The organism is Candidatus Eisenbacteria bacterium, from assembly GCA_035577985.1.
Lineage (GTDB): Bacteria > Desulfobacterota > Binatia > DP-6 > DP-6 > DATJZY01.
Window position 1 is genome coordinate 1 of the sequence record DATJZY010000145.1, and the last position, 13,578, is coordinate 13,578.

The following is a 13,578-nucleotide window of genomic DNA, read 5'->3' on the forward strand; positions in this document are numbered from 1 at the left end:
GATCATCGAGGTCTCGCCCTCCCAGACCACCATCCAGCTCGACTTCATCTCGCCCTTCGAAGCGCACAACGTCGCGGAGTTCACGGTCGAGCCGCGAGGCGACGCCACCAGCCTCACCTGGTCCATGCGCGGCCCGAGCACGTACATGACGAAGCTGATCGGCGTCTTCGTCAGCATGGACAGCATGATCGGGAAGGATTTCGAGACCGGCCTCGCGAATCTGAAGTCCCTCGCCGAAGCCGCGTGACGCGTCACGCAATGGAAAGGACCATCGACATGTCCACAGGCACCATCCGACTGCATCGCGTGCTCCGTGCGAATCCCGATCGCGTCTACCGGGCGTTTCTTGACGCCGACGCGATGGCCAAGTGGCTTCCGCCGTACGGATTCACCTGCAAGGTGCACCACATGGATCCCAGAGTGGGCGGCACCTACAAGATGTCGTTCACGAACTTCACCACCGGGAACGGCCACAGCTTCGGCGGCGAGTATCGCGAGCTCGTGCCGAACGAGAAGATCCGCTACACGGACCGGTTCGACGATCCGAACATGCCGGGAGAGATGCAAACCACGGCAACGTTGAGGCAGGTGTCCTGCGGCACCGAGCTCGAGGTCGTCCAGGAGGGGCTGCCCGAAGCCATCCCAACCGAGATGTGCTACCTCGGCTGGCAAGAGTCGCTCGCACAGCTCGCGACGCTCGTCGAGCCCGAGATCCCAGGGTAGCGGCGCCGGTCGGCTCGCGAGCAACCCGAGGCGTCAGCTTGCCCCCGCCGACGGGACGACCGTCGCCATCACCGCGCCCGATCCCTCGTCGGTGATCTCCACCTTCACCGGACCGCCGGGCGGATTCTTCGCGGCGGCGTCGCGCAGCGTGTCGGCGAGGCGGCTCGTGAACTTCTGCTTCACCTCGTCCGGCATCCCGCCCATCGGGAAATTCCGCATGACCACGCGGGCCGTGCCAGGCGTGGTCCAGTCGATCCGGGCGATGCGCGGCCCCATGATCTGGTGCGCGCGGAAGGCGTCCTCGACCTCCTTCTGGAAGGGCGTCGCGTTCGCGGCGGCCGATGGCTTCTCCGGGGTGCCCGCCGAAGGCTCGACCGTCGCCATCACGGCGCCCGACGTCTCGTCGGCGATCTCCACCTTCACCCGGCCGCCGGGCGGATTCTTCGCGGCGGCGTCGCGCAGCGTGTCGGCGAGGCGGCTCGTGAACTTCTGCTTCACCTCGTCCGGCATCCCGCCCATCGGGAAATTCCGCATGACCACGCGGGCCGTGCCGGGCGTGGTCCAGTCGATCCGCGCGATGCGCGGCCCCATGATCTGGTGCGCGCGGAAGGCGTCCTCGACCTCCTTCTGGAAGGGCGTCAGGCTCGCGGCCGGCGCGGCGGCGGGTGACGTATCCTCGGCCGTGGCCGCCGCCGGCGGCTGCCCGCTCATGCGCGCGATGGTCTGATCGATCTGCGCGCGCACGCTGGGCTCCGTCGCGAGCTCGCGGGCCTTCTTCACGGCCGCCAGGCCCGCGGCCTTGTCGCCCTGCTGATCGAGCGCGATCCCCAGGTAGTACTGCGCCGGCCACGTGTCGGGCTTCTTCGCGATCACGTCGCGCAGGATCGCGGTCGCCTTCTCGACGTTCCCGGCCGACAGGTACGACGCGCCGAGCGCCGTGCGCGTCGGCTGGTCGTCGGGCTTGATGGCGAGGTAGCGCTCGTAGAGCGCGATCGCCTCGTCGGGCTCGTCCTGCTCGAAGTGGACGCTCGCGAGGCCGCGGAGCGCATCGGCGTTCTTCGGGTCGATCTCCAGGATGTGCTCGTAGGTCTCGCGCGCCTTGTCGTAGTAGGCGGGATCGACCTGCGAGGTGCGGTAGTAGACCTGCGCAAGGCGACTCCAGGTGGCGATGTCCTTCGGGTCGGCGCTCGCCTTCTTGGCGAGGTCGTCGATGAAGGTCTTCACCTCGGCCGGGATCTGGATCGGCACGCGCGGGTGGTCGGGCGGAAGATCGTCCTGCGCCGTCGCCTGCGCCTGCGACGCGTTGGGCCGGCCGGCGCCGCGGCCCGGACCCGGCTTCGGACCCTCGGGCGAGAGAATGGCCGCCCAGATGCCGAGACCCGCGACCAGGAAGAACCCGAGCACGCTGCCGCCGACGGCCGTGAGCTGCCACCCGCCGCCGCGCGCCGCCGCGGCGCTGGCCCCGCCCCCGGTGAGCGACGCCCCGCACTCGATGCAGTACTTCGCCTTGGGGGCCGCAGGCGTCCCGCACTGCGGGCAGAATCGAGCCGGCATCGAAGCATCGGATCATTTCCGATGGTCCCGCGACGGTCAAACAGCTTGACAGCGAGGTCGAAGCTGGGCGAGCAGCAGCCATGGGCTGCGATACGTTCGTCGCGCTCGGCCCGGCCACCCGCGGCGGAGCGACGCTGTTCGCGAAGAACAGCGACCGGCCGCCGCGCGAGTGCCAGCGGATCGTGCAATTCCCGCGGCGTCGCAGCGACGCCGGCGCGCGCCTGCGCTGCCAGTACGTCGAGATTCCCGACGTCGCCGAGACGGCGGCGGTCGTGGGCTCGCAGCCCTGGTGGCTGTGGGGCTTCGAGCACGGCGTCAACGAGCACCGCGTCGCGATCGGCAACGAGACCGTCTTCTGCAAGGAGGGGCTCGGTCCGACTGGGCTCGTCGGGATGGACCTCGTGCGGCTCGGGCTCGAGCGGGGACGCACCGCGACCGAGGCGCTCGAGGTGATGACCGGGCTCATCGAGGCGCACGGGCAGGGCGGCTCCGGCCACGTGCACCTCGAGTGGCCGTACCACAACGCGTTCCTCGTCGCCGACCCGTCGCGCGCGTGGGTCCTCGAGACCTCGGGGCGGCACTGGGTCGCGCGGCCGGTCGTGAACGCCGCGAACATCTCGAACGGGCTCGCGATCGGTCTCGAGTGGACGCGCGGCTCGGGCGACGTGACGGCCTTCGCGGTCGAGCAGGGCTGGTGGCCCGCCACCGCGGGCCGCGTCGACTTCGCGAAGGCCTACAACGACGACGCGAGCATGCCGCCGAACCTGTGCGCCGCGCGGCGGCGACGCGGCGGCGCGCTGCTCGCCGAGGCGCACGGGCAGGTGACGGCGGCGACGCTCCGATCGGTGCTGCGCGACCACTACGACGCCGGCGCGGTTCATCGGCCGCTCGACATGACCGACCCGCACTACTTCTCGATCTGCATGCACGCCGATCCGCTCGACAACACGACGGCCTCGATGGTGATGGAGCTGCCCGCGGATCCCGACGCGCTGGTGCGCGGCTGGGTGTCGCTCGGGAGCCCGTGCGTGGGGGCGTTCCTGCCGTGTTATCCACAGGCGCCGCTGCCGCGCCGGCTCGCCGTCGGGGGTGCCGATCCCGATCCCGCGAGCCCGTGGTGGCGCATGCGCGAGCTGCTGACGCTCGTCGAGCAGGACGTCGCGCGCCACGGTCCCGTCGTGCGTGCGCGCTGGGACGAGCTCGAGGCGGTGCTGGCCGCCGAAGCCCGCGACGTCGAGGCGGCCGCCCGCCGGGACGTGGACCCGTCGGCGAGGCTGACCACGTTCATGGAGAGCGCCGTCGATCGCCTGCTCGTGCGCGCCGCCGCGCTCGCGCGCGAGATCGCCTGAAGGTCAGCTTCCGGTCGCGCGGCGCTCGACCTCGGCGTCGTGTCGCACGCGCTCGAGATCCTCGCGCGTCACCGCGCGCAGCGTGGGATCGCGGCGGAAGAGCAGGATCAGGCCGCCCGGGATCGAGAGCGGCACCTTCTCGATCCAGAAGCCGAGGTTGCCGATGAGGAACGCCTTCGCGGCGCCGGCCTTCGAGCCGAGGAGCCACACGAAGACGAGCTCGCGGACGCCCTCGCCCGACGCCGACGGCGCGACGAACGTGCCGAACGTCATCACGGCGGACGCGAACAGCACCTCGCTCGCGTGGACGTTCTGGGTCGCGATGGACATGGCGTTGCAGAAGTACATGAGGGTCGTCGTCAGCTGGCCGACGATCGCCATCGCGAGGGCGATGAGCAGATGGCCGCGGTGGGTCGAGTACGCGGTCGCGGCGTCGATCACGTTGCCGGCGAACTTCTTCGCACGCGCCGTCGGCACGAAGCGGAGCAGGCCGCGGAACCACGCCGGCTGGAGGAGGAGGAGCACGCCCATGAGGAGCGCGGCGGCGAACGGCACCTTCATGGCGCCGACCATCTCGCCGAACGATTGCCCCTCGGTGATCCGGCCGGCGAACGGCATGAACATCAAGATCACGGCGAAGAGCCCGACGAGCCCGATCACGCGCTCGACGGCAAGGGCCGTCGTGCACTCGATGGGCTTCCTGGTGAGTCGGATCGTTTCGTAGAGCCGCCAGGCGTCGAGCCCCATCGTGCTCGGCGTGACGATGCCGAAGTACCGCCCGATGAAGTACGTGCTGGAGAGGAACCCGAACTTGAGGTCGATCCCCTGGCCCTGCAAAAGGATCTGCCACCGCCACACGTTGGCGAAGATGCCGACCAGCTTCACCAGCATGGCCGCGATGAACCACGGCACGAAGATCGACGGCTTGAGGTTACGGATCTCCGCCCACAGCTCGGAGAACTCGGCCGGCACGAGCTGGAAGCCCTGCCGGCGGAAGTAGACCGTGCCCGTCGCCTCCGCGAGCGGGACGGGCTCGTAGGTGTCTTCACCGGTCTTGCGGTAGACCGTCGTGAGGCCGCCGTCGCCGCAGTGGCGGAGCGGCTTCCACCGCGCCCAGCCGCCATCGGCCGTGTGGACGAAGACCGCTTGCTCCGAGGCCTCGACGCACACCTTCTCGATCGTGGTCGCAATGCGAGCCGGCGGAAGCGTCGTTCCCCGCAGGCGGGCCTGGAGCTGGCCGACGATGCCGGACGCAGCCGGGTTCGACACCTCGAACGCGCCGGGTTGACGCAGCGACGACGCGTCGACCGGCACCCAGCCGCCGCCGAACTCGAGGAAGATGCCGACGAAGATCGCGACCGTGACGCCGAACTTGAGGAGGAAGCTCAGGAGCGCCTTCATGCGGGGGGCCACGACAACACGGGCCCGCCGCAAAACACAAACGGCGGAGGGGCCGTGGGGCCCGCTCCGCCGTGTGGTTTGCGATGCACGCGATCCGAGCGATCGGGTGGCTAGTCGCTCGCGTGACTCCTCTTCTTCATCTCATCGAGGATCCCACTCAGGTTGTACGACTCGGGCGCCTGCAGCGGCGGGAACTTCTCGTACGACATCAGCTCCTCCATCCACAGCTGCTGCCCGATGGGCAGCATGTTCCAGTCGTACTGGAAGGCGGTCATCGGAGCGCTGAGCGCACCACCAAGGCTCATGGCCGACTTCTGGTCTATGCCGACCATCTGCTCGAAGGGATCGCGCTTGATGTTCTGGACCAGGGTGAAGTGGAACGGGACGAGCGGCATGATCCAGCCGGCCGGCCCGGGCTGCGACATGTTGTAGTACATCTTCCAGTTCTTGTAGCGGACCGCCGACGGCGTCGCGCCGGAGAAATAGAAGAAGTAGTCGCGCGCCGACTTGTCGGTCTTGCCTTCGAGGTACTCGCGCTGGTCGAAGCCGTCGAGCGTCGTCTTGACGATGCCGGGATACTTGCCAGCCTCGATCTGCTGCTTCAGCCCGTCGCCCTTGGGACCGCCGGCGATGTCGACGAACGTGGGGACCCAATCGAGGGCGGCGAACAGTTGGTTGAACACGGTGCCGGGTTTGATGTGCCCCGGCCAACGGATGACGCAGGGCGCCCGGTAGCCGCCCTCCCACGCCTCGCCCTTCTGGCCCTTGAAGGGAGTGACGCCGCCGTCGGGGAAGCTGATCGACTCGGCCCCGTTGTCGGTGGTGAAGACGACGATCGTGTTGTCGAGCTGGCCCATGTCCTCCAGCTTCTTCAGGACGAGGCCGATGTTGTCGTCCATCTGCTTCATCCCGGCTTCGTTGACGCCCCAGTCCTTGCCGCCCTTCACGCCCAGCATGGCCTCGTACTTCGGCGACAGCACGGTCACGACGTGCATGCGCGCCGGGTTGTACCAGACGAAGAAGGGCTTGCTGGTCTTCTTCGGATCGTTGCGGTCGAGGAAGTCGATCACGTGGCTGGAGATCTCCTCGTCAACCGTTCTCGAACGGTCGAGCGTCAACGGTCCCTCGTCCTTGCAGGTCTGGTTCTTCTCCGTGCCGTCGGAGGACTTGCACGCGAGGACCGGGCGCGGCGGCATCAAGCAGAGCGTCGTCTTCTGGTCCACGGCACCGGGAACCTCCGGAACTCCAGGGATCGGCGTGTTCTTGCAGGGCGGAGCGACGCCCTGCACCGTCGGCGTGCTGTTGATGTCTGGGAAGCTCACCTGCTGCATCGCATCGAGGTGGTAGAGGTAGCCCCAGTACTCCTGGAAGCCGTGCGCCGTCGGCAGCGCCGCCGTATGGTCGCCCAGGTGGTTCTTGCCGAACTCGCCGGTGGTGTAGCCCTGGTCGAACAGGAACTGGGCGAGCGCCGGCGTACCGGGGCGGAGGTAGGAGGGGCTTCCGGGCAGCTGCGGCGGGATCATGCCCGTGCGCAGCGGATACATGCCGGTGAAGAATGCGTTGCGCCCGGAGGTGCAGCTCTGCATCGCGACGTAGTCCATGAAGATCGCGCCTTCCTGTCCGATGCGGTCGATGTTGGGCGTTTCACCGACCATGAGGCCGCGGTGGTAGATGCTCGGCTGCATCCAGCCGATGTCGTCTCCCATGATGAAGAGGATGTTGGGCTTGTCCGCCGCGGTGGCGGCGACGACCGGTACGAGCGAGGCGAGAACGAGTCCGACGACGGCGATCGCGTGCTTCATGTGCTCCTCCCTCTGGTTTTGCACGGCGCGCGAGACGATCCTCACGCTGCGCAGCCTCACATGAGTTCGTGTCGCCTCATTGGAAGGATGCGCGATCCGGGTCAATGGCCGTCTGGACATCACGACCACGGGTTGCCTCGTTTGGGCCAGCCTGTGGCATGCAGGGGCGCATCATTCCAGGCGCATCGAACTTCCGCAGCGTCGCCATCCGGACCGGCGCACGCGCGCTCGCATGAGAAGAAAACGACGACGGCGGAGAGGCCCGTGGCCCCTCCGCCGTCGATTTACCGCGCGAGATCCGAGGGATCAGGCGTCGTAGTAGAGGTGGAACTCGTACGGATGCGGGCGGAGGCGGAGCGCGTCGATCTCGCCCGTCTTCCACTCGATCCAGGTCTCGATCAGGTCCTCGGTGAAGACGTCGCCCTTCAGCAGGAACTCGTGGTCCTTCTTCAGGTTCGCGACCGCATCCGACAAGGAGCCCGGCATGGACGGAACGTCCTTCAGCTCCTCGGGCGTGAGGGAGTAGATGTCCTTGTCGAGCGGGTTGCCCGGGTTGAGGCGCCGCTCGATGCCGTCGAGGCCGGCCATCAACATGGCCGCGAAGGCGAGGTAGCCGTTCGCCGTCGGGTCGGGGAAGCGCACCTCGATGCGCTTCGCCTTGGGCGACGGCGAGTACATCGGGATGCGGACGGCCGCGGAGCGATTGCGGCTCGAGTACGCGAGGTTCACGGGTGCTTCGAAGCCCGGCACCAGGCGGTGGTAGGAGTTCGTGCCGGGGTTGGTGATGGCGGCGAGCGCCGGCGCGTGCTTCAGGATGCCGGCGATGTAGTGCAGGCCGAGCTCGCTCATCCCGCCGTACTTGTCACCGGCGAACAGCGGCTTCTCGCCCTTCCAGATCGACTGATGGCAGTGCATGCCGCTGCCGTTGTCGCCGAAGACCGGCTTCGGCATGAACGTCGCCGTCTTGCCCCACCGGCGCGCGACGTTCTTGACGATGTACTTGTACCACATGAGCGCGTCGCCCATCCTCGTGAGCGACAGGAAGCGCATGTCGATCTCGGCCTGGCCGGCCGTCGCCACCTCGTGGTGGTGCTTCTCGACGCGGATGCCGACCTTCTCCATCTCGCGCACCATCTCGGCGCGGATGTCCTGCTGGCTGTCGGTCGGGCCGACCGGGAAGTAGCCTTCCTTGTAGCGCGGCTTGAAGCCGAGGTTCTTGCCCTCGACGATGCGGCCGCCGCGATCGTTGACCGGATCGCTCGCGCGCGCGGTGTTCCACTGGCCCTCGGCCGAGTCGACCGAGTAGTAGCCGGTGTGCTGGTTCTGCTCGTAGCGCACCTCGTCGAAGATGAAGAACTCCGGCTCGGGGCCGAAGTACGAGATCTCGCCGATGCCGGTCTGCTTCAGGTACGCCTCGGCCTTCTTCGCGATGTTGCGCGGGTCGCGGCTGTACTCTTCCTTCGTGATCGGATCGATGACGCTGCAGGTGAGCGACAGCGTCGGGTTGGTCATGAACGGATCGATCACCGCCGTCGCCGGATCGGGGATCGCGAGCATGTCCGACGCGTTGATCGCCTGCCAGCCGCGGATCGACGAGCCGTCGAAGCCCGAGCCCTCTTCGAAGACCTCTTCGGAGAGCTCGCTCGTCGGGATCGTGAAGTGCTGCCAGGTGCCGAGGAGATCGCAGAACTTGAAGTCGACCGCTTCGACCTTGTTCTCCTTGGCGAACTTGAGAACGTCCTTGGGTGTCTGTGTTGCCATGCGAGCCCCTCCTAAGGCCCCGCGCCCGCGGCGCGTGTCTGCGTGTCGTTTCTGGGGATCAGATGGCGGCGCCGCCGCGCTCGCCCGTCCGGATGCGGATGATCTCGTCGACGGGAAGAACGAAGATCTTGCCGTCGCCGATGCGTCCGGTTTTCGCTGCCTTCTCGATCGTCTCGACCACCTCGGCGACCTGCTCGTCGCGCACGATGATCTCGAGCTTCACCTTCGGGAGGAAGTCGACGACGTACTCGGCGCCCCGGTAGAGCTCGGTGTGGCCCTTCTGACGACCGAAGCCCTTGACCTCGGTGACCGTGAGCCCCTGGACTCCGACCGACGAGAGACTCTCCTTCACCTCGTCGAGCTTGAAGGGCTTGATGATCGCCTCGATTTTCTTCATGGAACCCTCCGTTTGAAACCGGGGAAAGGGCTTCCCTTACGCCAAGCTCTCCGCGGTTGTAAAGATCGTCCGCTTCCTCGCTGCGTTTTGGCGGTCAGCACGACGGCTCGCTCGTCACATCGCATGCGCCGTCCCGCCCGCCGACGTCGTGGACTCGTAGCCGCCCGCGCCGAACACGTACGCGCTCTCGCTGTGCTGCGAGAGGTCGAGACCCGAGAACTCGTCGTCCTGCTGGACGCGGAGACCGCGCGTGACGAGGCTCGTGATCGCGAGGCAGACGACGCTGCCCACGATCGCGAGTGCGAACGTCACCAGCACGGCCTCGATCTGGATCACGAGCTGGCCCATCTCGCCCGACACGAACAGGCCCTGCGTCTTCACGACCGAGTTGACGGCGGTCGATGCGAAGAGCCCGGTCGCGAGCGCGCCCCACGTCCCGCCGACGCAGTGCACGCCGACGACGTCGAGCGCGTCGTCGTAGCGCTTGATGCGCATCTTGAGCGAGCACGCGTACCAGCACAGGACGCCCGCGACGCCGCCGATCACGATCGACGCCATGGGTGTGACGAAGCCGGACGCCGGTGTGATCGCCACCAGGCCCGCGACGGCGCCGGACGCCGCACCGAGCATGGTGGGCTTGCCGTTGCGGGCCCACTCGGCGAGCATCCAGGTGATCGCCGCCGCCGCCGATCCGGTGTTGGTGGCGACGAACGCGCTCACGGCAAGGCCATTCGACGCGAGCGCGCTGCCCGCGTTGAACCCGAACCACCCGAACCAGAGCAGGGCCGCGCCGACGAGCGTGAAGGGCAGGTTGTGCGGCGGCATCGGATCGGCGCCGAAACCGAGGCGCTTCCCGAGCGCGAGCGCACACACGAGCGCCGACATGCCGGAGCTGATGTGGACGACCGTGCCGCCGGCGAAGTCGAGCGCGCCGAGGCCGCCCGTGCCCGTGATGCCGAGGAATCCGTCCTTGCCCCACACCATGTGGGCGAGCGGATCGTAGACGAGCGTCGCCCAGAGAATCGAGAACACCAGGAACGCGCTGAACTTCATGCGCTCGGCGAACGCCCCGGTGATGAGCGCCGGCGTGATGATCGCGAACGCCATCTGGAAGGCCATGAACAGCATGTGCGGGATGGTGGCCGCGTAGTCCGGATTCGGATCCGCGCCCACGCCCGCGAGCCCGACCCAATCGAGGCCGCCGACGAAGTGGCCGTGGTCGGGTCCGAACGCCAGGCTGTAGCCGTACACGATCCACTGGATCGAGATGACGGCCATGAGGATGAAGCTCTGCATCAGCACGCTGAGCACGTTCTTCCCGCGCACGAGACCGCCGTAGAAGAGCGCCAGCCCCGGGGCGGTCATGAGCAGCACCAACGCGGTCGACGTGAGCATCCACGCCGTGTCGCCGGTATCGATCTTCGGCGCCTCGTCGGCGAAAGCGAGGGTGACGGGACCGAGGACGGCGGCAGCCGTCGCAGTCGCAGTCACCAGATGTCGGATTCTGGGCAAACGAAGTCCTCGCATCGAAAAGTCCCCCCTTGAGATGTGGTGAGCAACCGTGATGCCACCCCCGTCCGGAATTGGAATCGGAGGAAAATCCGCGAGCTGAGGGGTAGTCCCCCCTCCGCTGGTGCTTATTTCCCAAGCGCCGCCTGCTTGTCGAGCAGGACGTCCGGAGGTGGGGTCAGAGGCGGATTCGCGGGCGGCGGTCGCGGCGGACCTGCAGCGCCCAGTGCACGATCCATCCGATCATCGCGCCGATGGCGAGGAAAATGACGGCGGGACCCGCGCTCGGCTCCGGCCCGGAATCGATCGGCCCGGTGCCGTCGCGCTCGAGGCGCTGGACCAGCTCCTGCTGGTTGGTCGCGAGTCGGGCGACCTCGGTGCGCAGACGTTCGAGCTCGGCGCCCACGGCGGGCTCGGGCTCGGCCGCCGGCGCGGGCGGCGGGACCGGAGGTGGTGGAGTCGGGGTTCGCGCCTCGGTCGCGATGGTCGTGGGCGGGGCCACGGGTACGGTGGTCGAGCTCGATGCGGGCGCTGCAGTAGTGACCGTCGTCGGTCCCGACACGACGCGCTCGCTCGGGTCGAGGTTCAAGTGGTCCTGCCAGATGTACCCCGTCTGGCCGTCGGGCGTGTGCACGAGGTACCAGCCGGCGCGCTCGCCGTCGGTCGTGACGACGGTGCCTTCCTCGATCCAGCCGAGCAGGGTGGTGTCCTTGCTCGGCCCCACGCGCAGGCGCGCCTTCTTGTTGACGGTGGCTGCGTCGGCGCGGGCGAGCGCCACGAGAGCGGCGACGGTGGCAACGAGCCATCCCAGCTTCCACTGCGAGCCCCGCCCCACCGTCGTCGCGCCTACTCTCCTTGAGCCCGAAGGCCGTGGCACCCGATCGCCGTGAGGGAGATGGTCGGGGTGACTGGATTTGAACCAGCGACTCCTGCGTCCCGAACGCAGTGCTCTAGCCAGGCTGAGCCACACCCCGTGCAAATCACGGCAATCGAGCGAAGTCGGGCATTAACACACGCGTTTCCGAAAGGGAAGATTGCGACGGCGCTGCTATTTCGGGTGGATCCGGGTGATCTTGGCGCCCTGGATCCCGATACCGCCCATGAGCCCCTTCTGGTTGAAGATGAACGCGTAGACGTCCTGGGTGAGCGTGGTCGACGAGATCGACTTCGCGAACCCCTCGTCGACGATGACGAGGCTCGGACCCGAACCGAGCTCCCATCCCTTGGACTCGTTCAGGTACTTCACGGCGGAGTCGGTCATGAAGAAGAGCGCGTACCCGAACCACTGGACGCCCGCCTGAAAGCCGTACGACGCGGCGACGCTCCGGTAGTAGCCGACGGTCTTGCCGCCCTGGCGCATGACGCCGTCGCCGCCCTGCCCGCCGAAGATGAAACCGGCCTTCACGATCTTCGGGAAGACGAGCACGGCCTTCGCCTTCTCGCCGAGGATCTTCGCGCTCGGATTGGTCGCGTACAGCTGCTTCAGCGCAGCGCTGGAATCCGCCCGCAGCGACGCGGCGCTCGCATGCGCCGCGGTCGGGCGCATGGCGAGGACGGCTACGGTCGCGGCGGCGAGGATCATCGTTCGTCGTGTGGCGTTCATGGCGCCCGCTTAGGACGCGAGGCCATGCGCCGTCAACAGCGGGCCTCTTGACGCGGCAGTCGCTCCCGGGTCTTGGTGCGCGTCACGGGAGGGGATCGATGAGCCCGAACGCCGCCCAGGACGTCCCGCCGTTCCTGCTGACCGAAGGAGGGCCCGGCGCCGTCCTGCTCCGCACTTTGCGGCTCGCGCCGATCGCGCCGGGCTCGCGGCGAGAAGCCCTCGTGCTCGCCGGGGTGGCCTGGGTGCCGCTCCTCGTCCTGTCGCTGAGCGAAGGGCTCGCGACGGGCGGGGTGCCGATTCCCTTCCTGCGTGACATCGCTGCGCACGTGCGGTTCCTGTTCGCCCTGCCGGTGCTGGTGCTCGCCGAGATCCCGATCGGGCGCCGGCTCCGGCAGGTGACGGCGCACTTCATCGTCTCCGGGCTCGTGCGCCGGGAGCAGCACGAACGGTTCGCCAAGATCATCGTGGACGCGGTGCGGTTCCGCGATTCGCGCGTCGCCGAGCTCGTGGTGCTGGCTGCGGCGTACATGACCGCCGTCGGCGTCCTCACGAGGATCACCACCCAGCAGGGCGACATCTGGTTCTCGCCGCACGAGGGCGAGATCTCACGCTCCGGCTACTGGTACGTTCTGGTCTCGATACCGATCGTCCAGTTCCTGGTCTACCGCTGGATCTATCGCATGGTCGTCTGGACGCGTTTCCTCGCCAAGGTCCAGTCGCTCGACCTGGAGCTCACGCCGACGCATCCCGACGGCGCCGGGGGTCTCGGTTTTCTCGGCGCGGCATGCGTGCCCTTCGGCCTGCTCCTGTTCGCGATGAGCGCCGTCGTGTCGAGCCAGATCGCGAACCGCATCCTGTTCACCGGAGCCAAGCTCGAGCAGTACCAGTTCAGCTACGCGGCCCTCTTCGTGCTGGCGCTGGCCATCTTCGGAAGCCCGCTCCTCGTCTTCGTGCCGAAGCTCGCAAAGCTGAAGCGCGAGGCGCGTCTGGAGTACGACACCTTCGCGACGCAGTACACGCAGCTCTTCGCGCGCAAGTGGATCGACCCGGGCACGCCCGGCGAGTCGCCGCTCGGCTCCGGGGACATCCAGTCGCTGGCCGATCTCGGGACCAGCTACGAGCGAGTGAAGAACGTCCGCCTCGTGCCGGTGCAGCTCGGCGACTTCATCGGCATGGTGGTGCCCGGCCTGATCCCCGTGCTGCCCCTGGTCGCCACGGTGATGCCGGTGTCGGAGATCGTGAAGGGGTTGCTGCACCTGCTCACGTGAGCGCGCGGCTCTCGCGCAAGTCGCGCCGCGCGACCTGCGCGCGACGGGGAACGGCGATCACGAGAGGTGCCGCGATGGCGCGGCCGTGATCGAGCCGTCAAGGGACTTTCGTCGCAGCAACGCGACGTTTCGAACGGTCGTTGCGCCGTCGGCGGCGTCGGCCCGCCGATCCGTGGCGAGTTCGTGGCACCTCGCTTGCACTTCCACCTTC

The 13,578-nt window shown here is 67.9% G+C and carries 12 protein-coding genes and 1 tRNA gene; 4 read left to right on the forward strand and 9 right to left on the reverse strand.

The genetic code is table 11. The annotated features are described in order from the left end of the window. The coding region (locus VMS22_20635) for an SRPBCC family protein (GenBank protein ID HXJ36450.1) at window positions 1–247 on the forward strand (247 nt) is incomplete at its 5' end. A 29-nt stretch (window positions 248–276) separates the two neighbouring features. After that, window positions 277–723, forward strand: a complete 447-nt coding sequence (locus VMS22_20640) for an SRPBCC family protein (GenBank protein ID HXJ36451.1) — start codon at window positions 277–279, stop codon at window positions 721–723. Between the two features lie 33 nt (window positions 724–756). On the opposite strand, the gene VMS22_20645 is transcribed toward VMS22_20640, so the two are convergent. After that, on the reverse strand, window positions 757–2,277 hold the full coding sequence (locus tag VMS22_20645; protein HXJ36452.1) for a tetratricopeptide repeat protein: 1,521 nt from the start codon (window positions 2,275–2,277) through the stop codon (window positions 757–759). 80 nt (window positions 2,278–2,357) lie between these two features. On the opposite strand from VMS22_20645, the gene VMS22_20650 reads away from it, so the two are divergent. Continuing rightward, window positions 2,358–3,626 (forward strand): C69 family dipeptidase, encoded by a 1,269-nt coding sequence (locus tag VMS22_20650; GenBank protein HXJ36453.1) that lies wholly within the window; start codon window positions 2,358–2,360, stop codon window positions 3,624–3,626. A 3-nt stretch (window positions 3,627–3,629) separates the two neighbouring features. Here the strand turns inward: VMS22_20650 and VMS22_20655 are convergent, their stop codons facing one another. From VMS22_20655 to VMS22_20690, 8 genes are all read right to left on the reverse strand, one after another. Then, a complete protein-coding gene (locus tag VMS22_20655) occupies window positions 3,630–5,027 on the reverse strand; it encodes a lysylphosphatidylglycerol synthase transmembrane domain-containing protein (protein HXJ36454.1) in 1,398 nt (465 codons plus the stop codon). 110 nt (window positions 5,028–5,137) lie between these two features. Further along, entirely contained in the window at window positions 5,138–6,829 is a 1,692-nt protein-coding gene (locus VMS22_20660) for an arylsulfatase (GenBank protein ID HXJ36455.1), read from the reverse strand. A 306-nt stretch (window positions 6,830–7,135) separates the two neighbouring features. Then, the gene (gene glnA / locus VMS22_20665) at window positions 7,136–8,590 is read right to left on the reverse strand and encodes a type I glutamate--ammonia ligase (protein ID HXJ36456.1); all 1,455 of its coding nucleotides are present in this window, start codon (window positions 8,588–8,590) and stop codon (window positions 7,136–7,138) included. A 58-nt stretch (window positions 8,591–8,648) separates the two neighbouring features. Next, window positions 8,649–8,987, reverse strand: coding sequence for a P-II family nitrogen regulator (locus tag VMS22_20670; GenBank protein ID HXJ36457.1), 339 nt, complete (start codon window positions 8,985–8,987; stop codon window positions 8,649–8,651). Between the two features lie 114 nt (window positions 8,988–9,101). Further along, on the reverse strand, window positions 9,102–10,490 hold the full coding sequence (locus VMS22_20675; protein ID HXJ36458.1) for an ammonium transporter: 1,389 nt from the start codon (window positions 10,488–10,490) through the stop codon (window positions 9,102–9,104). 184 nt (window positions 10,491–10,674) lie between these two features. Further along, on the reverse strand, window positions 10,675–11,331 hold the full coding sequence (locus VMS22_20680) for an SH3 domain-containing protein (GenBank protein HXJ36459.1): 657 nt from the start codon (window positions 11,329–11,331) through the stop codon (window positions 10,675–10,677). A 61-nt stretch (window positions 11,332–11,392) separates the two neighbouring features. Next, window positions 11,393–11,470, reverse strand: a tRNA-Pro gene (locus tag VMS22_20685). Between the two features lie 74 nt (window positions 11,471–11,544). Further along, window positions 11,545–12,099: a YSC84-related protein gene (locus tag VMS22_20690; GenBank protein HXJ36460.1), complete on the reverse strand. Its 555-nt coding sequence runs from the start codon at window positions 12,097–12,099 to the stop codon at window positions 11,545–11,547. A gap of 98 nt (window positions 12,100–12,197) precedes the next feature. On the opposite strand from VMS22_20690, the gene VMS22_20695 reads away from it, so the two are divergent. Next, window positions 12,198–13,367 carry a hypothetical protein gene (locus tag VMS22_20695; GenBank protein ID HXJ36461.1) on the forward strand — a complete coding sequence of 390 codons (1,170 nt, stop codon included), beginning with the start codon at window positions 12,198–12,200 and terminating at the stop codon, window positions 13,365–13,367. Window positions 13,368–13,578 lie beyond the last annotated feature (211 nt).

Bases quoted from the DNA above. Each gene is read 5' to 3' on its own strand.
- VMS22_20640 (HXJ36451.1), top strand. From the start codon at position 277: ATGTCCACAGGCACCATCCGACTGCATCGCGTGCTCCGTGCGAATCCC.
- VMS22_20645 (HXJ36452.1), bottom strand. From the start codon at position 2,277: ATGCCGGCTCGATTCTGCCCGCAGTGCGGGACGCCTGCGGCCCCCAAG.
- VMS22_20650 (HXJ36453.1), top strand. From the start codon at position 2,358: ATGGGCTGCGATACGTTCGTCGCGCTCGGCCCGGCCACCCGCGGCGGA.
- VMS22_20655 (HXJ36454.1), bottom strand. From the start codon at position 5,027: ATGAAGGCGCTCCTGAGCTTCCTCCTCAAGTTCGGCGTCACGGTCGCG.
- VMS22_20660 (HXJ36455.1), bottom strand. From the start codon at position 6,829: ATGAAGCACGCGATCGCCGTCGTCGGACTCGTTCTCGCCTCGCTCGTA.
- glnA (HXJ36456.1), bottom strand. From the start codon at position 8,590: ATGGCAACACAGACACCCAAGGACGTTCTCAAGTTCGCCAAGGAGAAC.
- VMS22_20670 (HXJ36457.1), bottom strand. From the start codon at position 8,987: ATGAAGAAAATCGAGGCGATCATCAAGCCCTTCAAGCTCGACGAGGTG.
- VMS22_20690 (HXJ36460.1), bottom strand. From the start codon at position 12,099: ATGAACGCCACACGACGAACGATGATCCTCGCCGCCGCGACCGTAGCC.
- VMS22_20695 (HXJ36461.1), top strand. From the start codon at position 12,198: ATGAGCCCGAACGCCGCCCAGGACGTCCCGCCGTTCCTGCTGACCGAA.